This is a genomic window from Amycolatopsis silviterrae (assembly GCF_042684085.1).
In the GTDB taxonomy this organism is placed as follows: Bacteria; Actinomycetota; Actinomycetes; order Mycobacteriales; family Pseudonocardiaceae; genus Amycolatopsis; species Amycolatopsis silviterrae.
In genome coordinates this window covers 147,587-171,341 of sequence record NZ_JBHUKS010000038.1, presented here as the reverse complement: position 1 = coordinate 171,341, position 23,755 = coordinate 147,587, and the positions used below count along the sequence as shown (strand labels likewise).

15 protein-coding genes and 1 pseudogene are annotated in these 23,755 nt (G+C 68.9%); 10 read left to right on the top strand and 6 right to left on the bottom strand.

The features are described from left to right. Positions 1-13 precede the first annotated feature (13 nt). Together ACFSVL_RS44350 and ACFSVL_RS44345 are read right to left on the bottom strand one after the other, a co-directional pair. Positions 14-244 carry a hypothetical protein gene (locus ACFSVL_RS44350; protein ID WP_378313829.1) on the bottom strand — a complete coding sequence of 77 codons (231 nt, stop codon included), beginning with the start codon at positions 242-244 and terminating at the stop codon, positions 14-16. Positions 245-359: 115 nt separating this feature from the next. Then, the gene (locus ACFSVL_RS44345) at positions 360-779 is read right to left on the bottom strand and encodes a hypothetical protein (RefSeq protein WP_378313827.1); all 420 of its coding nucleotides are present in this window, start codon (positions 777-779) and stop codon (positions 360-362) included. A 70-nt stretch (positions 780-849) separates the two neighbouring features. On the opposite strand from ACFSVL_RS44345, the gene ACFSVL_RS44340 reads away from it, so the two are divergent. Then, on the top strand, positions 850-1,560 hold the full coding sequence (locus ACFSVL_RS44340; protein WP_378313825.1) for a TetR/AcrR family transcriptional regulator: 711 nt from the start codon (positions 850-852) through the stop codon (positions 1,558-1,560). Positions 1,561-2,032: 472 nt separating this feature from the next. Here the strand turns inward: ACFSVL_RS44340 and ACFSVL_RS44335 are convergent. Continuing rightward, positions 2,033-11,482, bottom strand: a pseudogene (locus ACFSVL_RS44335) (type I polyketide synthase); the annotation flags it as partial. Between the two features lie 263 nt (positions 11,483-11,745). Here ACFSVL_RS44335 and ACFSVL_RS44330 point away from each other — a divergent pair. From ACFSVL_RS44330 to ACFSVL_RS44320, 3 genes are all read left to right on the top strand, one after another. Then, a complete protein-coding gene (locus ACFSVL_RS44330) occupies positions 11,746-12,429 on the top strand; it encodes a PIG-L deacetylase family protein (protein ID WP_378313822.1) in 684 nt (227 codons plus the stop codon). A gap of 65 nt (positions 12,430-12,494) precedes the next feature. Continuing rightward, on the top strand, positions 12,495-13,787 hold the full coding sequence (locus tag ACFSVL_RS44325) for a nucleotide sugar dehydrogenase (protein ID WP_378313820.1): 1,293 nt from the start codon (positions 12,495-12,497) through the stop codon (positions 13,785-13,787). Between the two features lie 15 nt (positions 13,788-13,802). Beyond that, positions 13,803-14,762: an NAD-dependent epimerase/dehydratase family protein gene (locus ACFSVL_RS44320; protein ID WP_378313819.1), complete on the top strand. Its 960-nt coding sequence runs from the start codon at positions 13,803-13,805 to the stop codon at positions 14,760-14,762. A 47-nt stretch (positions 14,763-14,809) separates the two neighbouring features. Here ACFSVL_RS44320 and ACFSVL_RS44315 read toward each other — a convergent pair whose 3' ends face one another. Then, entirely contained in the window at positions 14,810-15,010 is a 201-nt protein-coding gene (locus ACFSVL_RS44315; RefSeq protein ID WP_378313817.1) for a LuxR C-terminal-related transcriptional regulator, read from the bottom strand. Continuing rightward, positions 15,007-17,595: a response regulator transcription factor gene (locus tag ACFSVL_RS44310; RefSeq protein WP_378313815.1), complete on the bottom strand. Its 2,589-nt coding sequence runs from the start codon at positions 17,593-17,595 to the stop codon at positions 15,007-15,009. The genes ACFSVL_RS44315 and ACFSVL_RS44310 overlap by 4 nt, the downstream gene beginning before the upstream one ends. 288 nt (positions 17,596-17,883) lie before the next feature. On the opposite strand from ACFSVL_RS44310, the gene ACFSVL_RS44305 reads away from it, so the two are divergent. The 3 genes from ACFSVL_RS44305 to ACFSVL_RS44295 all read left to right on the top strand — a co-directional run bounded on the left by ACFSVL_RS44305 (position 17,884) and on the right by ACFSVL_RS44295 (position 20,464). Continuing rightward, complete coding sequence (locus ACFSVL_RS44305) at positions 17,884-19,200, top strand: HNH endonuclease signature motif containing protein (protein ID WP_378313814.1); 1,317 nt, start codon at positions 17,884-17,886, stop codon at positions 19,198-19,200. A gap of 92 nt (positions 19,201-19,292) precedes the next feature. Further along, positions 19,293-20,084: a thioesterase II family protein gene (locus ACFSVL_RS44300; RefSeq protein WP_378313812.1), complete on the top strand. Its 792-nt coding sequence runs from the start codon at positions 19,293-19,295 to the stop codon at positions 20,082-20,084. 110 nt (positions 20,085-20,194) lie between these two features. Continuing rightward, complete coding sequence (locus ACFSVL_RS44295) at positions 20,195-20,464, top strand: hypothetical protein (RefSeq protein ID WP_182891233.1); 270 nt, start codon at positions 20,195-20,197, stop codon at positions 20,462-20,464. Between the two features lie 49 nt (positions 20,465-20,513). Here ACFSVL_RS44295 and ACFSVL_RS44290 read toward each other — a convergent pair whose 3' ends face one another. Next, positions 20,514-21,116 (bottom strand): TetR family transcriptional regulator C-terminal domain-containing protein, encoded by a 603-nt coding sequence (locus ACFSVL_RS44290; RefSeq protein ID WP_378313810.1) that lies wholly within the window; start codon positions 21,114-21,116, stop codon positions 20,514-20,516. Positions 21,117-21,208: 92 nt separating this feature from the next. Between ACFSVL_RS44290 and ACFSVL_RS44285 the strand changes: the two genes are divergently transcribed. The 3 genes from ACFSVL_RS44285 (at position 21,209) to ACFSVL_RS44275 (ending at position 23,734) form a co-directional block, all read left to right on the top strand. Beyond that, a complete protein-coding gene (locus tag ACFSVL_RS44285) occupies positions 21,209-22,036 on the top strand; it encodes an MBL fold metallo-hydrolase (protein WP_378313809.1) in 828 nt (275 codons plus the stop codon). A gap of 159 nt (positions 22,037-22,195) precedes the next feature. Continuing rightward, on the top strand, positions 22,196-23,179 hold the full coding sequence (locus ACFSVL_RS44280; RefSeq protein ID WP_378313807.1) for a glycosyltransferase: 984 nt from the start codon (positions 22,196-22,198) through the stop codon (positions 23,177-23,179). 6 nt (positions 23,180-23,185) lie between these two features. Next, positions 23,186-23,734, top strand: coding sequence for a hypothetical protein (locus ACFSVL_RS44275; RefSeq protein WP_378313805.1), 549 nt, complete (start codon positions 23,186-23,188; stop codon positions 23,732-23,734). Positions 23,735-23,755 lie beyond the last annotated feature (21 nt).

Here is a 23,755-nt window from a genome sequence, read left to right as displayed (position 1 = left end):
GTGGGCACGTCGTTCACTCCGATCCGTTCCCGGAACCGCGGCGCTCCAGCGACCACCACACCGCGAGCACGATCGCGCCGCCGCCCAGGGTCCACAGCCAGAAGGGCGATTTGAAGGACATGCTGATGAGGCTCATCAGCAGCCAGATGACGAACTGGACGCCGGTGACCGCCGCCCAGACGATGGTGACGATGCGGCGAGCGAGTCCGCTCCCGGAGCGGGTCTTCTCGGTGCTCTCCGACATGAGGCCCCCCAATACGGCTTCGGCGGAGTCGGGATTAATTGTGTAAGGCTTGAACAGTTTAGCGGACCCCGGCTGATCGGGGAACCCCGGCCCGGATCGCAGAGGTGTCGAGGGTTCAGGAGGCCTCGCCGGCCGAGGCACGGGCCCGCCGGTCGAAGTCCCGGACGCTCCACACGCCCGCGACCAGCACCCCGCCGCCGAGCAGGACCCAGAGCAGCCACAGCGGGTCCCACTGCCCGCCGATGACGCCGATGCCGAACCAGATCAGCGTGTTGGCCGCCGCGACCAGCACCCACAGCCCGAACGCGAGCCGCGGCGCGGCCTCGAGCAGCGGCGGCGGGGAGACGGACGTGCGCCCCTCGACCGCGGCCCGCAGCGCCGCGTGCGACCCGGCGAGCCGGATCCGGGCCAGCCGGCGCGCCGCTTCCTGCCCGTCGCAAGCGCCTTCGGAGCGGGCGTGCTCGACCTCGGTCGCCGCCAGCTTCCGGTCCAGTTCGGTGACCTTCCCGAACCCGAACCGGTTGGTCTCGCTCACGTTGGCTCGCCCCCAGACCAGATCAGTGTAAGACTTGCACAGTTTACTGAAAGACGTACCGGAGCGAAAGATGCCGATCGAGCCCGATCCCCGCACCCTGCCGCCGGGCCTGTCCCCGGCCTGGCAAGGCGGCCAGCGCCCCCGCCGCGGCCCGAAGCCGTCGCACACCGTAGAGGCGGTGGTCGCGGCCGCCGTCGACCTGGCCGACACCGAAGGCCTGGCAGCGGCGTCCCTGCCGAACATCGCGTCCGCACTCGGGCTGACGACCAACGCCCTCTACCGCTACGTCGGCTCGAAAGACGAACTGCTGATCCTCCTGGCCGAGGCGGGCTTCGGCGCACCCCCCGACCCCCCGATCGGCCTAGAATGGCGCTCCGCCGTGCACGCCTGGTCAGACGCCGCCGCGAAGCGCTACGCCGCCCGCCCATGGCTACTGGACGTCCGCGAGGGCCTGACCCCGCACCGCCTGCACTGGACCGAGCAACTCCTGGCCATCTTCACCAAGGCCGGATTGTCCACAGTGGACGCCCTGTCGTGCGCGGAACTGGTCACCGCGGTAGTCCGCGCAACCGCAGACCGCCGCCGCACGATCGCCGACCCGGACTCGCCGGAATCCAGCGAATACGCCGCCACTGTACGAGCGTTCCTGCACCCCCGCCTAACCGAAGGCGACTACCCCCACCTGGCCGAGCTGACCGCGACCCAGGAGTACCCCGCTGCCGCCCCCGAAGACTTCGCCTTGGAACGAGTCCTGGACGGCATCGCCGCGCTGCTCCCTTGAGCCCCGTTGTTCCGTGAGGGCCACCTTCACAGCCCCAGATTCCCCCAGGGTTCCCCTCACGACCTCTCGGCAAGCCCGGCCCGGCCCGATCGTCTGTGAGGGGCCCCTTCACGGACCCAGATTCCCTCAAGAAGTCCTTCACGGACCGAACCCGCCCGCCGCCACTGTTGCGCCCCAATGTGGCATTGGGTGCATCCCACGCACCCAATGTGGCGTTCGGTGCGCCTAACGCACCCAATGCCACATTGGGGCGCTAGCCCCACCCCCACCACAACCGCCGCCGACGCACCCAAACCAGCCAGGCACCACACCACCCCCGCACCCCGATACGAAGCCCAAATGCGGTCCGAGGGTGCTTGTCAAGGCATCTTTCCCGCCTTGACAAGCACCCTCGGACCGTCATCACAATGGGGCTTCGGGGTGCCCCGCCTCAATCGGGGCGCAATGTCGCCGCCAGGCGACGAGCAGAACCTCAGCCAACCCCATCCAACCAATCCCCCACAGCCTTGGCCGTAGTCTCCACATCCCCGTCCACAATACTGAAATGATCCCCCGGCACCGTAAGCACGGAATCCGCCCGATCCCAGGTAGTCCGCCACAACCCAGGATCCTCCCCAGCCCGAGCCGGATCATCCCCAGCAGTGACAAACCGCCGATCCGGCCGCACCAAAACGGTAGGAACCGTCACCTCAGGCAACTCCACCCCATCAAGCAACCCAAGATAATAAGCCATAGCCGTCAACTTATCCCGGTCAAACGGCCCATAATGCTCTTCCCGCTCAACCATCCCAGCGGCCATATCCCGCACAGTGTCCCCGGTATCCCCACTGCCATCCATCGCATAGGTATCCAGCAACACCACCGCAGCAGGCTTCACCCGAGCAGCCAAGGCATACGCGAGCACCCCACCAGAAGAATGCCCCACCAAGGCAAACGGCCCATCCCCAGCCAACCGCACACTCTCCGCCAGCACATCCAGCAACGCACCAAGATCAGCAGGCAACAACTCACCCGCGACAAACCCCGGCGTAGGCAGGGCGGCAACCGCCCGAGTCCCCCGGAACCGAGCCGCCAGCTTCGCGTACTGATACGCACCACCCAGCCCAGCCGGAGTAGGAACCGCCAGCAACTTCGGCCCGACCGACCCCTCCGCGAGATCCACCGGCCGAGGCTCTTCCGGAAGATCCGCCACGCTCTTAAACGTAGGCCGCAGATTAGCCGCCGCCCCCAGCAACGCGATTCCGTCCTCCACCTGTCCACTCCGGACAGCGTCGAAGAACATCTCGGTAACCGGGTCCCCGTCCTCTTCCGCCTCCGGCCCAGTCAGCACAGTCAGCAAATGCCGCGCCAACCCAGCCGGCGTCCGATGATCAAACGCCACCGAAGCAGGCAACGAAATCCCCGCCGCATCGGCAATCCGGTTCCGCAGTTCGACAGCGGTCAGCGAATCAAAACCGATCTCCAGGAAGTGCGCGTCGTCGTCAAGCTCAGCAACGTCGTCGTACCCGAGAAGCCCAGCGACGTGCTCCAGCACGAACGCCCGCAGTCCCTTCTCGGTCAGCTCCAGCTCCGGCTCCGCATCGGACACCGCGCGCCGCTTCTTCGCCACCGCCTGACCTGCCGAGACCGCCTCCGAAGCCGCGATCTGCCGCAAAGTCACCGACTCCGCCGCCGCCACCGGACGCCCGGACCGATCAGCAAGCAACACCGCTACCCGATCGTCCTTAAGCGGAGTCACCCGAACCCGAAGCTTCGCCGCCCCGGTGGCGAACAGCCGGAAGTCCCGCCATTCGACCGGATCCCCGCCCACCGCGGACAACGCCACGTCAAGCACCGCCGGCGACAGCCCGAACCGCTCGTCCGGCGCGACTTCCAGCTCCCCGAACACCACTCCGTCAACCGACCAAGCAGCGTCGAGCCGCCCAGCCGCCACCGATTCCGCACCAGCGGGCGGCCACTGCGCAAGCGTCCCCGGCTCGTCCCCGTCGTCCGCCGCCAAAAGGCCTTCGGCATGCCGGGTCCAACCGCCACCGTGTCGCGAATGGACAGTCACGGAACGCTGTCCGGCGTCATCCGGCTCACCGACCACGATCTGCAAGTGCGTCTCGCCAGTAGCAGGTGCCAGCGGCGACTCAACGGTCAGCCGCACCACCCGTCCGCAACCGACCTCGTCCCCAGCCCGGACCGCCAGCTCCACAAAGCCCGCCACCGGGAAGTTCTCGCCAGCAGGCAACGTCCCACTCAAGACCACAGTGGACGATCCGGCGACAGTCAACGCGGGCCCGAACAACGTCGCGAGCCCAGTCCCGGTAGCCCGCCGGGCCTCCATGTCCACCGACGGCCAGTACCGCGTCCGGTGGAACGCGTACGGCGGCAACGGCACGTCAACCGGGGACCGCCCGGCGAACATCCGCCGGACATCGAGCCCCGCGCCCAGCACATGCAACTGCCCAGCCGCCAGGAGCGCCGAAGCAACCTCACCACGATTGCGCCGAAGCACCGGGACAAAAGCCACGTCGTCGAGCACCGACTCAACGGCAGCGGTAAGCACGCCGTTGGTGCTCAGCTCGACAAACCGATTCGCCTCCGAAGCCTGCACCGCGTCAGCAAACCGAACCGTGTTACGGCAGTTAGCCACCCAATGCGCCGGATCGCGCAGCTCATCCGTCACCTCGGCACCGGTGACCGTCGAGATCACCGACACGGTCGGCTTGTCAAAGGTCAGCTCCTGCGCGATCTCTTCCAGCTCTTCGAGAATCTCGTCGAGCAACGGCGAGTGCACCGCACAGTCGATCGAAAGCCGGTTAGTCCGGCGGCCAAGCTTCTCGAAGTGGTCGGCAATCGCCTGAACGCCACCGTCCACTCCGGACACCACCACCGCACGCGGCCCGTTCACCGCGGCCAGCGCGACCTCGTCGCTCAGCAGCGGCCGCACCTCGTCCGCACTGGCCTCAATCGCGACCACAGCACCGGCCTGCGTCTCCGCCATCAACTGACCACGGTGGGCAACCAGCTTCACCGCATCGTCCAAAGAGAACACACCGGCCAGATGCGCGGCCGCGATCTCGCCCACCGAATGGCCGACCAGCACGTCCGGCCGCTGCCCCCACGACTCCAGCAGCCGGTGCAGCGCCACCGCGAAGGAGAACACTGCGGCCTGGCTGAACTGTGTCCGGTCCAGCAGCTGCGCATCCACCGACCCGGCCTCGGCGAACATCACCGTGCGCAGGGACCGGCCGAGATGCTGGTCGAACTTCGCCGCGACTCGCTCCAGTTCGTGTGCGAACACCGGGAACGCGGCCGACAGCTCCGCCCCCATCCCAGCCCGCTGCGAACCCTGTCCCGGCAGCAGGTAGGCAGTCCGCCCGCCGGAACGAGCCCGGCCGGTCACCATTGAGTCCGAAGTGGACAGTGACTCCAGCGCGGCCCGAAGTTCAGCCGCGTCCGAGCCGACCACCGCGGCCCGATGCGAGAACAACGGACGACGGTTGGCCTGCGAATAAACCACATCCAGCGTCGGATACGTGTCAAGATGCGCCAGCAGCGCCCGAGCCTGGTCCGGAAGCGCCGCCGCGGTCCGAGCGGACAGCACGAGCGGCGGCAGTACTCCGCCAGCGTCGACCGTCTCCGCAGCTTCCGCTACGACCTCGGGAGCCTGCTCCAGAATCACGTGCGCGTTGGTCCCGCTGTACCCGAAGGCCGACACCGCCGCGCGACGCGGACGGTCCGCTTCCGGCCAGTCCCGAGCCTCGTCCAGCAGCCGAACCGTCCCGGCCGCCCAGTCGACGCCCTCCGTCGGCTCCGCGGCGTGCAAAGTGGACGGCAACACTCCGTGCTGCATCGCCTGCACCATCTTGATCACCCCGGCGACACCCGCCGCCGCCTGGGTGTGCCCGATGTTCGACTTCACCGAACCAAGCCACAGTGGACGGTCCGCCGAACGCTCGCGGCCGTATGTAGCCAGCAGCGCGGCAGTTTCGATCCGGTCACCCAGCGGAGTGCTCGCGCCGTGGCCTTCCACAGCGTCCACATCGGACGCATCCAGACCAGCCGCCGACAGCGCCCGCCGGATCAAGCGTTCCTGCGCCGGAGCACTGGGCGCATTGAGACCGTTGGAAGCACCATCCGCATTGACCGCACTGGACTTCACGACGGCCAGCACATGGTGCCCGTTGCGCTGCGCGTCGGAGAGCCGCTCGATCACGAGCACCCCGACGCCCTCGCCCCAGCCAAACCCGTCCGCGGCCGCGGAGTACGGCTTGCACCGGCCGTCGCGAGCGACCGCACCGTCGAGGAACTGCGCGAACGGAGCCGGCGAGACGAGCGCCGAGACCCCGGCGACCAACGCCAGCGAGCAGTCGCCGCCGCGCAGCGCCTGGGTCGCCTGGTGCAAGGCCACCAGCGAGGACGAGCAAGCGGTATCCACGCTCACCGCCGGTCCTTCAAGACCGAACACATACGCGACGCGTCCGGAGACCACGCTGCTCAACGCGCCAGATCCGCGGTACAGCCCGCCGCCCTGTTCGAGCGCATCGCCCGGGTCATAGTCGGACTGCATGACACCGACGAACACGCCGGTCGTGCTTCCCTTGAGCGCCAACGGATCCACGCCGGCGTTCTCGAGCGCGACCCACGACGACTCCAGCAGCATCCGCTGCTGCGGGTCCATCATCACGGCTTCGTTGGGGCTGATGCCGAAGAACGCCGCGTCGAAGTCGGTGGCGTCCGGCACGAACGCGCCGCGCGGGGTGCCGCCCTCGGGTGCGACCTGGTCCAGCCAGTGGTCCATGTCCCACGCGCGGTCGGTCGGGAAGTCGCTGGTCCCGTCCTGGCCGGCGGCGACCAGCTCCCACAGCTCCTCCGGCGTGGTCACGCCGCCGGGGAACCGGCAGGCCATGCCCACGATCGCGATCGGCTCGTCGCTGCCGACCACGGTGGTCTCCGGGCCGGCCGCGTCCGTGTCGAGGTCGCCGAGCAGCTCCTCGTGCAGGTGTGTGGCCAGGTCTCCGGCGGTGGGGTGGTCGAAGACGAGGGTCGCGGTGAGGCTGAGGCCGGTGACCTCGTTGAGCGTGTTGCGCAGTTCGACCGCGGTCAGCGAGTCGAAACCGAGGTCCTTGAACGCGCGGTCGGCGTCGATCATGTCCGTGGACGTGTGCCCGAGGACGGCCGCGGCGTGTTCGATGACCAGGTCGCGCAGGTGGTCGAGGCGCTTGTCGGCGGGAAGCCGGATCAGCTTGCCGAGCAGCGAGTCCGCCCCGGCCTCGCTGTCGGCGACCGTGCGTCGAGCCGTCGGGACCAGGCCACGCAGGAGGTCCGGCACCGCGCCGGCCTCGCGCCACGCGGGCAGGTCGAGCTTCACCGGCACGAAGACCGCGCCAGCCGAGCTGACCGCGGTGTCGAACAGCGCCAGGCCCTCCGCCGCGGTGAACGCGCCGAGGCCGCGCTTGCCGTTGGTCTCGCCGGCCATCCCGGCTGCCGATTCCCACATGCCCCACGCGAGCGAGTGCGCAGGCTTGCCTTCGGCCCGGCGGTGCGCGGCGAGAGCGTCGAGGAAAGCGTTTGCGGCGGCGTAGTTCGCCTGGCCAGGGGCACCGAGCACACCGGCGGCCGACGAGAAGGTGACGAACGCTGAGACGTCGCCAGCCAGTTCGTGCAGGTGCCAGGCGGCGAGTGCCTTCGGGTTGAAGACGCCGTCGATCCGCTCCGGGGTCATCGACGGTAGGACACCGTCGTCCAGCACACCGGCGGCGTGCACGACCGCGGCGACCGGGTGCTTCTTCAGCAGCCGCGCCACGGCCTTGCGGTCGGTGAGGTCACACGCGGCGACCGTCGTCTCCGCACCGAGTTCGGCCAGCTCCGCGACGAGTTCCGCGGTGCCGGGCGCCTGGTCGCCACGGCGGCTGACCAGCAGCAACTGCCGCGCGCCCTGCTTCGCGAGATGCGTGGCGACGATCCGGCCGAGCGCCCCGGTACCGCCGGTGAGCAGCACGGTTCCGGCCGACCAGTCGACCGGCTCGCCCGGCTCCGGCGTCGCCCGGACGAGACGCGGCACGCGCACCTCGGCACCGGAAACCCGCACCGCCGACTCATCCGCCGCTGCGATGGCAGCGAGTTGCTCGGCAGTGGCGTCGCCTTCGACCAGCACGATCCGGCCCGGGTTCTCCACCTGCGCGGACCGGACGAGCCCGGCCACGGCAGCACCGGCGAGGTCGTCGCCGGTCACCACCAGAAGCTTCTCTTTGCCGTCCGACTGCAGTTTGGACAGTGCACTGTGGACAGCCTTCTTGGCCTTCGCGGCATCGTTCCCGGCGTTCGCCGAGTAGACCTCGTAGGTCCCCTGCGCCGCCGGCAGCGTGGTCGGCACCCAGTCCACTTCGTACAGTTCGTCCGAACCAGTCGGGGCCGCGGCGGCGAGCTGTTCCTCGCTGATCTGCCGCAGCTTCAGCGTGCCGACCCGCGCCACCGGTGCCCCGGCGCTGTCGGCGAGACGCAGCTCAACGGCCTGCTCACCGGTCGGTCGCACGTGGACTCGCAGCGAAGCCGCGCCGGTGGCGAAAAGCTCCACTTCGGACCAGGCGTACGGCAGCGTCGTTCCTTCCCCGGCCGCCGAGCTGAGCCCGACCGCGTGCAGGGTCGCGTCGAAGACCGCCGGGTGCAGGCCGAACGCCTCGGCCCCGATCCGCTCCTGCTCGGGCAGCGCGACCTCGGCGTACACGTCGTCACCGCGCTGCCACGCCGCCTGCAGGCCCTGGAACACCGGCCCGTAAGCCATTCCGTGCTCGGCCAGCAGGTCGTACATTCCCTCGACGTCGACCGTTTCGGCACCGGACGGCGGCCATTCGCTGAGATCGAAGTTCGTCCCGGACGCGGCTGGCGCGAGCGTGCCGTCCGCGTGCCGGGTCCAGCCGGCGGCGGTGGCGAGGTCGTCTGGTCGCGAGTGGACACTGATCGGTCGCATCCCGTCCGCGGCCGGAGTACCGATGCGCACCTGGATCCGCGCCGCGCCCTTCGCGGGCAGCACGAGCGGAGCGTGCAGCGTCAGGTCCTGAACGCGGCTGCAGCCGACCTCGTCCCCGGCGCGGACGGCGAGTTCCACAAACGCCGTGCCAGGCAACAGGATCGAGCCGCCGACCGCGTGGTCCGCCAGCCAAGGATGGGTCGCTGTCGAAACGCGTCCGGAGAGAACCACGCCGTCCGCGTCGGCGAGCAACGTCGTCGCGCCGAGCAGCGGGTGGTCGACCGGGTCAAGACCCATCGACGAGACGTCCCCGGATTCGGAGGAAACCTCCAGCCAGTAACGCTGGTGCTGGAATCCGTACGTCGGCAGCCCGGCCCGGCTCGTGCCCCGCGAAGCGAAGTGCGCGGCCCAGTTCGGCACCACGCCGCGGACGTGCAGCGTCGCCAGTGCGGTCAGCAGCGCCACATCCTCGGGGACGTCGCGGCGCTGAGCCGGAACGGCAACGGCGTCGCCGGCGGACTGCGGAACCACCGCGGTGAGCGGCGCGTCCGGCCCCAGTTCGAGGAACCGGTTGACCCCGTCCGCAGCAAGCGCGCTGACCGCATCGGCGAACCGCACCGGCTGGCGGACATTGCGCACCCAGTACTCGGGGTCGGTCAGTTCGGCGTAGACCTCTTGGCCGGTCAGGCTGGAGATCACCGAGATAGTCGGCTGTGCGTAGGCGATGCTCTGCGCGACGGTGCGGAACTCGGCGAGCATCGGCTCCATCAGTCGCGAGTGGAATGCGTGCGAGACCTTAAGCTGCGTCGTCCGCCGTCCAGCCTCGCTGAACTTCGCGGCCACCGCGAGGACCGCATCCTCCACACCGGACAGAACCACCGAGCGCGGCCCGTTCACCGCAGCGACGTCGACCGTCCCTTGTGGATCGTGAGCGGCGACCTCGTCCGGAGTTCCTTCGACGGCCACCATCGCGCCGCCCTTCGGCAGCGCCTGCATCAACCGTCCGCGAGCGGCGACCAGCTTTGCCGCGTCCGCCAACGAGAACACGCCCGCGCAGTGTGCAGCGGCAAGCTCGCCAATCGAGTGGCCGCACACCGCGGCCGGCGTGAGCCCCCACGACTCGACCAGGCGGAACAGCGCGACCTCGAACGCGAACAGCGCGGCCTGCGTGTTCGCGGTCTGCGCCAGTGCGTCCGCGTCGCCGTCGATCACCGCGCGGATCGGCCGGTCGAGATGCCGGTCCAGCTCCGCGCACGCCGCCGCGTAGGCCTCGGCGAAGACGGGGAAGACCTCCAGCTGACGGCCCATCCCGACCCGCTGCGACCCCTGTCCGGAGAAGAGGAACGCCAGCGATGCCTCTCCGCGAGCCAGTCCGCTCACCGCACCCAGTTCACCGTTCGCGAGTGCGTTCAACGCGGGCAGAACGTCCTCAGTGGACTTTCCGATCACCGCGGCCCGGTGGTCCAGATGCGTCCGCGACGCACCCAAGGTGGCGGCGACGTCGAGCAGCGCCAGTTCCGGTTGCGCGGCAAGGTGTTCGGCCAGCCGCGCGGCCTGAGCGCGCAACGCCTGCGGCGTCCGGCCAGACACGACCACCGGGACCGCCGCCTCGTCGCGCGGGTTTTCCGCCGCCTCCGGAGCCGGCGCTTCCTCCAGGATGATGTGCGCGTTGGTGCCGCTCAGCCCGAAGCACGACACCGCACCGCGACGCGGCTGCTCCCCGCGTTCCCACGGCCGGGCCTCGGTCAGCAGTTCGACCTTGCCCGAGGACCAGTCCACGTGCCGGGTCGGTTTGTCGACATGAAGCGTCTTCGGCAGCAGTTCGTTGTTCAGCGCCAGCACGATCTTCAGCACGCCCGCAACCCCGGACGCGGCCTGCGTGTGCCCGACGTTCGACTTGATCGACCCCAGCCACAGCGGCTCTTCGCGCTCCTGGCCGTAGGTCGCGAGCAGCGCCTGCGCCTCGATCGGGTCGCCCAGCTTGGTCGCGGTGCCGTGCGCCTCGACGACGTCGATCTCGTCCGGCCGCAGCCGCGCGTTCGCCAGCGCCTGCCGGATCACGCGCTGCTGCGCGGGCCCGTTCGGCGCGGTCATGCCGTTGGACGCGCCGTCCTGGTTGATCGCAGTGCCGCGGACGAGCGCCAGCACCGGGTGCCCGTTGCGCCGCGCGTCGGACAGCCGCTCGACCAGCAGCATGCCGCAGCCCTCGGACCAGCCGGTACCGTCCGCGGAGTCGGCGAAGGTGCGGCAGCGGGCGCTACGGGCTAGCGTGCCGTCGAGGGAGAACTCAACGAACGTACGCGGCGTCGACATCACCGAGACGCCGCCGGCGAGCGCGAGCGAGCACTCGCCGCTACGCAGCGCCTGCACCGCCAAGTGGAGGGCGACGAGCGAGGACGAGCACGCGGTGTCAATGGTCACCGCGGGTCCTTCGAGCCCGAAAGTGTAAGCGAGGCGGCCGGAAATGACGCCGGAGGAGCCGTAGCTGCCCTGATAGTTGTGATACATCGTGCCCGCGAAAACGCCGGTCGGGCTGCCCTTCACCGAATGCGGCGCGATGCCGGCGCGCTCGAACGCCTCCCAGGACGTTTCGAGCAGCAGCCGCTGCTGCGGGTCCATGAGCAGCGCCTCGCGCGGGCTGATGCCGAACAGGTCGGCGTCGAAATCGAGCGCGTCGTGCAGGAACCCGCCCTCGCGCACATAACTCGACCCCGGCCGTTCCCCGGTCGGATCGTAGAGCCGGTCGAGATCCCAGCCCCGGTTCGCCGGGAACTCGCCGATCGCGTCGACCCCGGCGGACAGCAGTTCCCACAACGCTTCCGGGGTGCCCGCGCCGCCGGGCAGCCGACAGGCCATCCCGACGATCGCGATCGGCTCCCGCGCAGCTTCGGTGAGCTTGCGGTTCTTCTCGCGCAACCGCTCGGTCTCCTTCACCGAAGCGCGGAGCGCACCGACCAGCTTCTCTTCGGAGTTGCCCACGTGCCCACGTTCCTTCCGCGTCGCATGCTCGCCCGACGTCGTGACGATACGAGCGCGCCCGAGCGCGCACCCACCCCTAACGGCCCCTGCCGCACCGGTCCGCCCGCCCGGCCAAGGTCCGCTTTAGACGGTCTTTAGGGGTTGTCGCCGCAGACCGCGGATGTCAGATTTTGCTGGCGTTCCAAGCCATTTCGCTCGGCTCGTTTTCGCTGGGGGTTTCACCGCCCGGACAAGGACTGGGGAATCGTATGCACACGTTGACACGCAGACTGCTGGTGGTGGGAGCCCACGGCGACGACGAAACGCTCGGCGCGGGCGCGACGATCGCCCGGCTCGCCGACGAGGGCGTGACCGTTTCGCTTTGCATTCTCACCAACGACGACGGTTCGCGTTCGGCCGCGGGCGCCGAGGTCACCAATCGCACCGACGCGATCGAACTGGCCGCGAAAACGCTCGGCATCGAGCGGGTGCGAGTCCACGAATTCGGCGACAACCGCCTCGACACGGTCAGCCACCTCGAACTGAACCAGGTCGTCGAGCGCGAGGTCCGCGAATTCGAGCCGGACACCATTTTCGCCACCAGCATGTGCGACCTGAGCACCGACCACGCGCTGGTCAGCCGCGCCGCGCGGGTGGCCGGACGGCCGGGCAAGGGCCCGGTGCGCGAGGTCCGCACGTTCGAGATCCGCTCCGCCACCGACGTCGGGGAGGCCTCCGGGCTGCCGGTCACCTTCCGGCCGAACTGCTGGCAGGTTGTCGACGAAAGCCACCTCGAACGCAAAATCGAAGCGCTGCGCGCCTACGGGAAAGAACTCGAACCGTGGCCGAATCCGCGCAGCGAACGCGGCGTCCGCGCGCTGGCCGAATACCGCGGCTCCCAGGTCAGCGCCGGCCTCGCCGAGGCCTTCGAAATCGTCCGTTCGGTCCGATGACCGGTGTTTCTTCAGCTTTTCCCGCTCGCTTTTTCCACTGCCCATCCAGAAACGGGTGACCAGGAATGACCAGTACTGTCGCTGAATTCGAGACCATCGCCGAACGGAACGAACTGACCTCGGTCGCGGTGATCGGGATGGGCTACGTCGGGCTGCCGACCGCGCTCGGCCTGCACGCCGGCGGCGTCGGCGTGATCGGCATCGACCTGTCGCAGAACCGCCTCGACGCGATCCGCTCCGGCGAGGTCGACCTCATCGAGGCCGACCACCGCAGGCTCGAGAAAGCCGTGCACCAGGAGGACTTCCAGCTCACCGCGGATTCGGCGCGGATGGCCGAGGCGGACGCGGTGCTGGTGTGCGTGCCGACCGGGCTCGACGAGTACCTGATGCCCGACCTCGGCCCGCTGGAGGCGGCGTGCGCGGCGCTGGTCGCGAACGCCCGCCGCGGCCAGACCTTCATCCTCACCTCCACCAGCTACGTCGGCACCTCGAACCGGCTGCTGGTGAAACCGCTGGTGGCCAAGGGATTCACGATCGGCCGCGACCTGTTCGTAGCGTCCAGCCCGGAGCGGATCGACCCGGGCAACGTCACGCACACCCAGGCCGAGACGCCGCGTGTGCTCGGCGGCGTGACCCCGGTGTGCACCGCGATGGCGCAGCGCGTGATCAACGTGCTGACCCCGAGCGTGCACTGCGTCAGCTCGCCGGAGGCGGCGGAGATGACCAAGCTGTACGAGAACACCTTCCGCGCGGTGAACATCGCGCTGGCCAACGAGTTCGCCGAGATCAGCGACGGCTTCGCGATCGACCCGATCGAGGTCATCGACGCGGCGGCCAGCAAACCGTACGGCTTCATGGCCTTCCACCCCGGCCCCGGCGTCGGCGGCCACTGCATCCCCTGCGACCCGCACTACCTGCTGTGGCAGCTGCGCGCGACGCAGAGCAACGCGCCACTGGTCACCCAGGCGATGCACGCCATCGCGGAGCGGCCGAAGCAGGTCGTCGACCGCGTACTGAACACACTGTCGCGCGAAGGCAAGGGCATGGCGGGTACGCGTGTGCTGGTGGTCGGCGTGACGTACAAGCCCGGTGTGCAGGACGTGCGTTCGTCGTCCGCGCTGGACATCCTCGACCTTCTCGCCGCGAAGGGCGCGAAGGTCGGCTACTACGACCCGTTGGTGCCTAACGTCCGCGTGACCGGCGGCTCGCTCGACACCGTCCCTGAGCCGGAGGGCCAGGAGTGGGACGTCGCGCTCATCCACACGATTCAGCCGGGCCATGACTACGAATGGCTCGCCGACTGCCCGACCGTCATCGACGCCACCTATCGCTTCGACCGCGCGCTCTTCGCGAACTGAGAAAGGGAAACTAACGTGCGTTACCTCATCACCGGAGGCGCCGGGTTCATCGGCTCCCACCTCACCGAGCACCTGCTGGCCCGCGGCGACGAGGTCGTCGCACTGGACAACCTCAGCACCGGCACCCTGGACAACCTCGCCGGCGTCGCCGGGCACCCCGGATTCCGGTTCGTGCGCGGTTCGATCACCGACCCGAACGCGGTCGAATCGTGCATGGCGGGCATCGACGCGATCTTCCACCTCGCCGCCGCGGTGGGCGTGTTCACCATCCTCGACAAGACGATGGACAGCCTGCGCACCAACCTGCACGGCACGGAGAACATGCTCGACGCCGCGTTGCGCCACGACGTGCCGATCCTCGTCGCGTCCACGAGCGAGATCTACGGCAAGAACACCGCCGACGGGCTGCGCGAGGACGACGACCGGATCATCGGTTCGCCGCTGAAGAACCGCTGGTCCTACGCCGAGGCGAAGGCGCTGGACGAGACGTTCGCCCACCTGTACGCGGTGGAGCACGGCCTGCGCACGGTGATCGTGCGGCCGTTCAACACCGTCGGGCCGCGCCAGACCGGGCGCTACGGCATGGTCATCCCCCGGTTCGTCAGCCAGGCGCTGGCCGGCGAGCCGATCACGGTCTTCGGCGACGGACAGCAGACCCGCTGCTTCTGCCACGTGCACGACGTCGTGCCCGCGCTGGCGGAGCTGCTCGCCGACGAGTCCGCGTACGGCAAGGTGTTCAACCTCGGCAGCAACGAGCAAACCACCATCTCTCAGCTGGCCGAGCGCGTGATCGGCGCGACCGATTCGGCGAGCACCATCACGAAGGTGCCGTACGAGGAGGCGTACGGCGACGGGTACGAGGACATGCAGCGCCGCATTCCCGACTGTACCCGCGCCTACAACCAGATCGGCTTCGTGCCGACGCGCAGCCTGGACGACATCATCGCCGCGGTGGTCGCCGACCGCCGATCCTGACCTGCCCCCGGTGAAGGGCCTCTTGCGGAATTCGCGCGAGAGGCCCTTCACGCGTTTCGGAGCTTGACGTAGACGGCCGTCAGGTGGCTGGCGGCGGTGTTCGCGGACACTCCCAGTACCTCCGCGATCATCGCCACCGGCGTACCTTGCGCGGCCAGTTCCGCGACTCTCAGCTCTACGTCGGTCAGCACCCTCGCCCCGCTCTCCGTCGGTTGGTCCGTCAGCTTTTCGGTCAGCTTTTCGGTCACTGCCCGGCACCGGCCAGTTCGCCCGCCAGCGCGCTCCGCCCGGCCACGCCGAGTTTGCGGTACACCCTGGTCAGGTGTTGCTCCACAGTGGACACCGTGATGTACAGCGTTTCGGCGATCTGGCGGTTGGTCCGTCCGTGCGCCGCGAGTTCCGCCACCCGCAGTTCCGCCTCGCTGAGCGCCGTCGCCGCCGCTCCCTCGGGATCCGCGCGAGGCGGCTCGGGTCTCGACGCGACCGGCCTCGGTGCGAGCGGGCGCATCGGCTGCCTCGGCACCTGAACCGGTTTCACCAGGCCCGCCGAACGTTCCGCACGCTGGCCCAGCTGGTTGATCGCACGGACCGTACGCGCCAGCTCAAGCCGGTCACCGGATTCCTTGAACGCCTCCGCCGCCCGGTTCAGCAGCCCGGACCGCGCACCGGTGTCCCCGGCGAACGCCAGCACCCGCAGCGCCACTGCCTGCGAGAACGCGTCCTTCGTGTCCGCCAGCTGCTGCTTCGCCAGCTCGACCGCCAGGGTCGGGTTGCGCAGCCGCAGGTTCGCTTCGGCAAGATCAGTCCGCCACGGGGCGACCGCAGGCAGGTCCAGGTTGCGGTCACGGAGAATCCGCTGACACTGCTGGAAGTCACTCACGGCGGAGAGTCCTCGGTTCGTGGCTAGATGGAACTGCCCGCGCGCCCGAAGGAACCGTACGCCGCCGAGTGTCGTGTACACCGTTTCGGGGAGCGCGTGCCGCAACACCGCCGCTGCGGCCTTGAACGCTCCCGCCGCAGTGTGCGCGGTCAGCATCGTGGCCAACGGGTACGTGATCGCCACGCCCCAGTTCGGTTCGTCAAGCAGGGCAAGCGCACGGCTCGCCGCTTCGGCCGCTTGAGCCGGTTCGCCGCGACGCAGCAGAAGACTCGCGCCGAGAGCGTCGAGCATGGCCTTCCACGTCACCGCACCGCGATACTCGGCCTCCTCGGCCAGCGAAGTGCACCAGCCTTCCGCGCGGTCCGCCTTACCGTCGTAAGCGAGCGCGAGGATAGCTGTGGCCAGCGCTTCCAGCGAAGTGTCGGAGAGCCGGCAGTTCTGCAGAATCCGCTCCGCGCACACTGAAGTCTCTTCGCTGCCGCCGACCTTCCACACCGACGCGAGCGTCGTCGCCGTACGCATCCACGGATCCGCAGCGTCGACCGACAACTCCGGTGCCGTGCCGTAATGCCAATGCGCGGCGAGGGTCAGCTCGGCAGCCATCCGCGGATGCAGCGGCTCGAGGTCGTCGCCCAGCCGGACCAGCGCTGACTCGAACGTTTCCTGGTCACCGAACCACAACGACTGGCGTACCAGCGCGATCCGGTCGGACTGGTCGAGCGAATCGGCCTCCCGCAACGCTGCGAGATGCGGCGCGGCCGCCGCCGGGTTGACCCGCCACGTGATCTTGGCCAGCAGCTGCGAAATCATCTGCTGCTCCCACGCCGCGGTGGTCGTCGAAGCCGCCAGATGCAGGCAACGGGTCGCGAAGTCGACGTCGTCGCCAAGCATGACCTGCTCCGCCGCCGCGACCAGCACCGGCAACGCCCACTCCGCCTGCGCCTCGCCCGCCGCCACGAGATGCCGCGCGACCTCCGGCGCCGACAACCCGCGTGCGTGCTTCACCTCAGCAGCCCGGATATGCAGTTGCACCTTCTCGTGCCCGCGCAAGCCGCCGACCACCGCGGCCGCAGCCGGCTGCTGCCGGAAACGCACCCCGTCGACCAGTCCAGTCTCCACGAGCAACCCAGCGGACGCCTCCGCCTCGACCGGGTCCACGCCCGCGACCGTCGCCACCGCTTCCGTCGTCACGTCGGTGTCCAGGACCGCGATCGCCGTCGCGACCTCCCGAAGCGGCGAACCGTAGCGGCGCAGAAGCCGTTGCACCGCATCGGAATACGCCGGTCCGTCGTCCACCGAGCTGCGGCATGCGTCGACCAAGGCACTGACCAGCAACGGATTCCCCGCGCTCAGCCCGTGAATCCGCTCCGCGTCGCCCTGGTCCGGGACCAGCTGCGCGATCGCCTCGACCGTGAACGGCGTGAGATGCACGTACCGGTGCGGCTGCGCGGCGAATTCCATGCCCTCGCCGGAATACCAGCCATCCGGCTGCGTCAGCACCAGCAACATGGCCGCCGACCGCGCCCGCCGCTGCAACCGCAGCAGCAACCGTGCCGACGTGTCGTCCACATGCTGGAGATCATCGACCGCGATCAGCAGCGATCGCTCGCGCGCCAACCGGTGCAACGCACTGCACAACGTCGCGATCCGGTCCTCGCCGTCCGCCGCGGCCAGCACTTCGCGCGGCAACGCCGGACTGGCCAGCAGCTGGTCGAGCACGCCACCGTCAAGGTCGCGCTCGTCGGCCGCGCCCGCCGCGGTGAGCGTCAGAACGCCCAGCTCACGGGCTCGCGCCACCACTTGGTTCTGTACCTGTGTTTTCCCGCTGGCCGGTCCTCCGCCGACCAATACCGTGTCTCCCGCCCCCGCGTCGCATTCGATCAGCAGGCCCTCAAGGAGGGACACTGCTTCGTTCGGCTCGGTGCGGCGGTTCTGCCCCCAGTTCACGCCCATCGCAAGCTCCTCGACCCAACGGTCATCTTCCTGCGTGTGCCACATTCGCAGCCACCCCCTAAGCACAGCCAACCGCGATCTAAAGTCACTCAATCAGGTGATCACGATTACGAGGCGTTGCTTTCGCGCTGGTTTCCCCTTGGTTCACCTTGGCCGCGAGCGGCAGATTCCCGCCCTGCGCGCCGGGTTTCGGCTCCGGACAGTGATCTTGCTGGCCGATGCTCCACAGTCCGGGTTGACCACTTCGAGCGATGGCGTAATCGAACGCGCGTTCGATTCAATGAAGAGGTGTCCGCTACGACGACGCTCCCCGCCTGGCAACTGCCCGACCGGGACCTGACCACCAGACTCCTTGCCACCCAACGACAACAGAACATCGCCTACGCCGAGCAGCTGGAGACAATCCGGGAACTAGACTCGCGCGGCACTGTGCCCGAGGGCTATTCCTCGACCGCGGCCTACCTGGCGACGATCCTGCACCTCACTCCCCGCGAGGCGCGCAGCCGGCTCGCGCAAGCCACCGGCAGCCTGCCGCTGACTGGGAAAGCGCTGACCGCAGGCGAAATCACCGCCCAGCACGCCGCGGTGATCGCCGAATTCCTGGCGGCCGCCCCGAGATGGCTGACCCCGGAGGACTACACCGTCGCCGAAGACACCCTGGTCACCCTCGCGCAGCAAGCCAACCCGAGCACTGTCCGCCGAGCCGCCACCCGCCTGAAGATCTACTGGGACAACGACCCTTCCGATGACGAGCCCGACTCCGACGCAGACCCCGACGCCGCGTCGGGTTCCAGTTCTGCTTCCGGTTCTGCCCGCCCGTGGCGAGAATTCCGCTGGCACTGGACCCGCGCCGGCCGCTTCCGCTTCACCGGCAACGTAGACCAAGAAACCGGCACCCTGATCGAACAGCTGCTGGTCCCCTTGGCCGCACCGGATCCCGCAACCGCCCCCGGCACCCCCGACCCGCGCACCCCAGCCGAGCGCCACGGCGACGCCGTCGCGGCCATCGTCGACCTGGCCGCCCGCACCCCGGACCTACCGACCAAAGCAGGCGAACGCGCCGTCGCGACGGTGACCGTAAGCCTGGAAACCCTGCAGAACGCGGCGAAAACGGTCTTCACGGATGACGAATCCGTCCTGCCCGCCTCCCACCTGCGCCGAATCCTGTGCGACGCCAAGGTCTACCCCGCCGTCCTGGGCACCGAAGGCCAAGTCCTCGACATGGGCCGCGCGACCCGCACCGCCACCAACGCCCAACGCCGGGCCCTGGCCGTCCGAGACCGCGGCTGCACCTTCCCCGGCTGCGACCGCGGTCCAAAGTGGACAACTCCGCACCACGTCGTCCACTGGTCCGACGGCGGCCCCACCGACCTGGGCAACCTCGCCTCCTGCTGCGAACGCCACCACCGCCTCCTCCACCACAGCGGCTGGCGAATCACCATCCGCAACGGCGTTGTGTACTGGATTCCGCCGTCCATCCTCGATCCGGAACAGAAACCGCTCCGCAACACCGCCCACAACCCGCCACCCGAACCCCTGCGCTCCTCCCGAAAACCGGCCCGACGCCCGGCTTCCGCTCCGCCGCCGTCAGCCGCCGCCTCATGACCGCCCGGGCCGTGGCTGCACACGCGTATACCCCAGCCTGCCTGGCTAGGGGGTTGCCCAGCACCGGCCATGCCCCGAACACTCCTGGGTTTGTGACCGCAGTGGACGAAACACCCGCGAACGCAGGCACCAGCCGGTGGATCCGCCGTTTCCACCCGACCGACGAGGCCCGGGTGCGTCTGGTGTGCCTGCCACACGCCGGCGGCTCGGCGACCGCCTACTTCCCGCTCTCCGCAGCCGCGGCAGGGCAGGACTTCGAGGTGGTCGCGGTCCAGTACCCCGGCCGGCAAGACCGCCGCACCGAACCATGCCTGGACACGGTCGCCGCCATCGCCGACGCGATCACCGACGACCTCACCAGGTGGTCCGACCTGCCGGTAGTCCTGTTCGGCCACAGCATGGGCGCCACCGTCGGCTACGAGGTGGCCCGCCGCCTGGAGGCGCGGGGCACTCCCCCGCTCGGCCTCTTCGCCTCCGCCTGCCGGGCCCCGTCCGCGCAACGCATCGAGTTCATCCACCAACGCGACGACGACGGCCTGATCGCCGCGCTGAAGGAACTCAGCGGCACCGACGCCGGCGTCCTGGGCGACGACGAGCTGCTGCGAATAGTCCTGCCCGCGATCCGCGGCGACTACACAGCGGTAGAGACCTACCGGCACCAGCCAGGGCTGGAACCGAGCTGCCCGATCCAGGTCCTGGTCGGCGACGCGGACCCGGTAACCGACCTCGACGAGGCCGGCGCCTGGCGCGCCCACACCACGGGCGACTGCCAGGTCAAGATCTTCCCCGGCGGCCATTTCTACCTGAATGACCAGCTCAGCGCCGTCCTCAAGACGATCACCACAACCCTGGCCCGCTGGCAACCGGGAATCTACCGGGGATAAGGGTGGGGAAACCCCAGGGAAGCTTCAGGAGCACACCCCATGGCTCCGGCGGGCCGGTTCCGAGAAACTAGGTACATCAAGGAAACACCCCCCTCAACCAGGAGGCCATCATGATGGCGATCACCACCGCCCCCGGCGTCACCCAGCGCATGCTCGCCAACGGCCACCTGGAGCTGACCTGCCGCACGACCAACCGCCACATCGAGTGCGAGCCGGTGGCCGCCGCGATGTGGATCGCCCTGAAGCAACACAACGGCGACGTCGACCAGGCCGCCACCACCCTCTCCGCCCTGTGGGAGACGAACGAGGACGACACCCGCTACGACCTGATCGCCCTCGCCGGTTCGCTGTGCTCCCTGGGCATGGCCACCGAGTCGTGACCCGAGCCGCCTGAGCCCTCCCACTCAGCCAGTCAGTCAAACGCAGGCGTCAGGACTGCTCCAACGCCCGCTCGATCGCGCGACGCGCCCGCCCCGCAGCCGTCCGGTCGTGCTGGAGCTGCATGGCAGCGTTCAACGCCAGCCCGGCCGCGATGATCTCGAACAGCGCCTGCTCGACGTCAAACCCAGCAGGCAACTCCCCGTTCTCCACCGCCGCCGTCAAGTCCGCCCGCAGCTGTTCCCGCCAGCGCGACCACACCTCGGCCACCGCGTCGCGGACCCGCCCCGGGCGGCCGTCGTATTCGGTGAGCGCCGCCGTCATCAGGCAGCCGCCGGGCAGCAGTGGTTCTTCCAGATAGCCCACGGAGTTGGCGCACACCGCGCGCAGCCGCCGCAGCCCCGGTGGCTCAGGCAGCGCGGGTTCGACCACCCGGTGCCAGAAGTCCACGAATGCCTTGTCCAGCGTGGAGATCTGCAGCGTCTCCTTGGTGCCGAAGTGCTTGTGCACCCCAGACTTGCTCATCTCCAGCTCCTCGGCGAGCCGGCCGATGGTGATGCCGTCCAACCCTTCCTCGGAGGCGATCTCGGCCGCACGGCCGAGAATCCGGCCCCTGGTGGCCTGCGCTTCGGCCGCTGAGCGTCGCGGTGACATGCACGAAGGATAGCGTACGTACGTTCGCTATTGATTAGCGAACGTACGTACGCTAAATTTCGCAGCGACCACCGAGACGAGGGAGCAACAAGATGCGGATGCGACGACTGGGCTGGGCCGGACTGGAGATCGAAGCGGACGGCGAGCGACTGGTGATCGACTACGCGCGAGACCTGTCACCGCTGTTCACGGGATGGAAGCCTGGCGAAGGACTGCTAGCACCGAGCGGGAAAGTCACGGCCGCCCTGGTCACTCACCTGCACCGGGACCACACCGACGCAACCGCGCTCGCGGACGTGCTGGAGCCGGGAGCGCCAGTACTCCGGCCAGCGCCCGGCCACGGCGACGACGTGGACAACGTGACCACCCTGCCCGCCGAGCACGAACTGGTCCTGCACCGGCTGGCTACCGAAGTCGTGGAGCCCTGGTCCACTCGCGAAATCGGCCCGTTCCGCGTCACTGCGGTCCCTGCCGTCGACGGGCTGGGCGATCCGCAGCTGAACTGGGTCGTCGAGGCTGACGGCCAGCGGGTTTTCCATGGCGGCGACACGATGTTCCACGGTTTCTGGTGGCTCATCGCCCGCCGGTTCAGCCCGGTCGACGCGGCGTTCCTGCCTGCCAACGGTGCCGTGGTTGACGCACCGCATCTTCAGCCGCCGAGTCCGCTGCCCGCCGCGATGGATCCGAAGCAGGCTGCCGCGGCCGCGGAAATTCTCGACGCCCGGTATGCGGTGCCGATGCACTACGAGGCGGAGCAGCCGGACAAGATCGCCGGCTACGTCGAGGTAGCCGACCCGGAGGCCGAGTTCCGTGCACATGCCGGGCTGCGCGCATGCGTTCTGCCCGTCGGGGAATGGCTCGACTTAACGTCCACGGCCGGAAATTCCGCCGCGACCGTGGGTTCAGACAACAGGGCATAGCCCCGACGGCCGCCGATCGGGACGAGGCAGACTCCGTCGGCGGATATCGACTGCCTGCCGAGACGGTTGCCGCACCTGCGGCGAGCAGGCTAATCTGAATTCAGATGTTCATGGCATCTGATGTAAGCATCCAGGATCTGAGGAAGGACCTGGTCAGCAATGCGCGTGCTCTTCACCAGCCTCGCGTCGGTCGGGCATACCTACCCGCTCATTCCGCTCGCGGTCGCGGCTCGGGAGGCCGGGCACGAGGTGCACTTCGCCGCTGGGGAGAACGTGCACGGGTCCTTGCGCCGCAACGAGTTGCGGCCCTTTCGGCCGGCGGATTCGTTCTACGAGATCTACGCCGAGGATCTCGAACCCGACCTGGTCCGGCTGCGGCCCGACCTCGTCGTGCACGAATGGGGCCAGCCGGGCCCGGCCGTCGCGGCGGAGCGGGCCGGGATTCCCAGTCTCTGGCACGGGTTCGGCCGGATGTTTCCCGCCGGGATCGGGCTGGAGCGGCCCGCGCTGGATCGGCCGCATCTCGATATCTGTCCGCGATCCTTGCAGGACAAGGACTTTCTCGCGACAGCCGAGCGGATCGAACTCCGCCCGGTCGCCTATTCCGAGCCGGCGCTGCCTGAGTGGCGCGTCGATCGGGCTCCGCGGCCGCTCGTCTATCTGACGCTCGGCACTGCGTTCGGCACGCCGGAAGTGCTCACCACAGCGGTCCAGGGCTTGTCGGCGCTTGATGCCGACGTAGTGGTCGCGGCCGGGAATGTCCAGCTCAGTGCGGTACCGAAGAACGTCACGGTTCGGAGTTGGGTACCGCAGGCGGAACTGTTGCCGCAGGTCGACCTGGTCGTGCATCACGGCGGGAGTGGTACGACACTCAGCGCGCTCGCGGTCGGGGTGCCGCAATTGGTTCTGCCGCAGGGGGCGGACCAGTTCGCCAATGCGGAAGCGCTCCGCGCCGCGGGAGCTGCGTTGAGCATTCTTCCCGAGGCGTTGAGCGTGGACAGTGTCGCGGATGGTGCGCGAAAACTGCTGGCATGCAACGGTGAGCATCGCGACGCGGCCCGGGCCATCGCTGAGGAGATCGCCCGGATGCCCTCGCCTGAGGAGGTGGCCGGTGATCTGCCCGGGTGGGCTGAACGCGGTTAGAGACCGATGACTGTCTATGCGATCGGCGGGGGCTCGAGTGTCGGCAAGACGACTGTCGTCGAGCAGCTCCTGGCGCGGCACGATTTCGATGAAGTAGTCCACGTCGATGATCTGCGCACCGATGATTTCACCGCGCGCCGGGACCACAGCTGGCTTCGGTCCGAAGACGAGCTGCTGGAAGCCCTGCTGGCCTCGACAGCTCGGCTCCAGCCCGGGCTGATCCCCGAACTCGACCGGCTCAGCGCGCGGCATACCCGCGTGCTCATCGAGGGTGAAGGACTGCAGCCGGATCTCCTGCATCGGTACCACGGCTGCCTGCCGGTTTACCTGGTGGAGGCTGAAGAAGACGTCCTCTGGACGACTCTCGCCACCCGGCCGAGCGGCCATCGGTTTCTCGCGCTGACGCCGCTTGAACAGCAGGGCGTGGTGCGGATGAACCGCCGGTACGGACAATGGCTGCGCGCGGAGGCGGAGCGGTTCCGGCAGCCGTGGCTCAGTAGTCGGCCCTGGGACAGCCTTGCCGATCGGGTTGAAGCCTGTCTGTTTGACGGCTGAACTCTGGGGCCGCCCGCGAGT

Bases quoted from the DNA above. Each gene is read 5' to 3' on its own strand.
- ACFSVL_RS44275 (WP_378313805.1), top strand. From the start codon at position 23,186: ATGACTGTCTATGCGATCGGCGGGGGCTCGAGTGTCGGCAAGACGACT.
- ACFSVL_RS44310 (WP_378313815.1), bottom strand. From the start codon at position 17,595: ATGGGCGTGAACTGGGGGCAGAACCGCCGCACCGAGCCGAACGAAGCA.
- ACFSVL_RS44340 (WP_378313825.1), top strand. From the start codon at position 850: ATGCCGATCGAGCCCGATCCCCGCACCCTGCCGCCGGGCCTGTCCCCG.
- ACFSVL_RS44290 (WP_378313810.1), bottom strand. From the start codon at position 21,116: ATGTCACCGCGACGCTCAGCGGCCGAAGCGCAGGCCACCAGGGGCCGG.
- ACFSVL_RS44280 (WP_378313807.1), top strand. From the start codon at position 22,196: ATGCGCGTGCTCTTCACCAGCCTCGCGTCGGTCGGGCATACCTACCCG.
- ACFSVL_RS44285 (WP_378313809.1), top strand. From the start codon at position 21,209: ATGCGGATGCGACGACTGGGCTGGGCCGGACTGGAGATCGAAGCGGAC.
- ACFSVL_RS44330 (WP_378313822.1), top strand. From the start codon at position 11,746: ATGCACACGTTGACACGCAGACTGCTGGTGGTGGGAGCCCACGGCGAC.
- ACFSVL_RS44325 (WP_378313820.1), top strand. From the start codon at position 12,495: ATGACCAGTACTGTCGCTGAATTCGAGACCATCGCCGAACGGAACGAA.
- ACFSVL_RS44350 (WP_378313829.1), bottom strand. From the start codon at position 244: ATGTCGGAGAGCACCGAGAAGACCCGCTCCGGGAGCGGACTCGCTCGC.
- ACFSVL_RS44295 (WP_182891233.1), top strand. From the start codon at position 20,195: ATGATGGCGATCACCACCGCCCCCGGCGTCACCCAGCGCATGCTCGCC.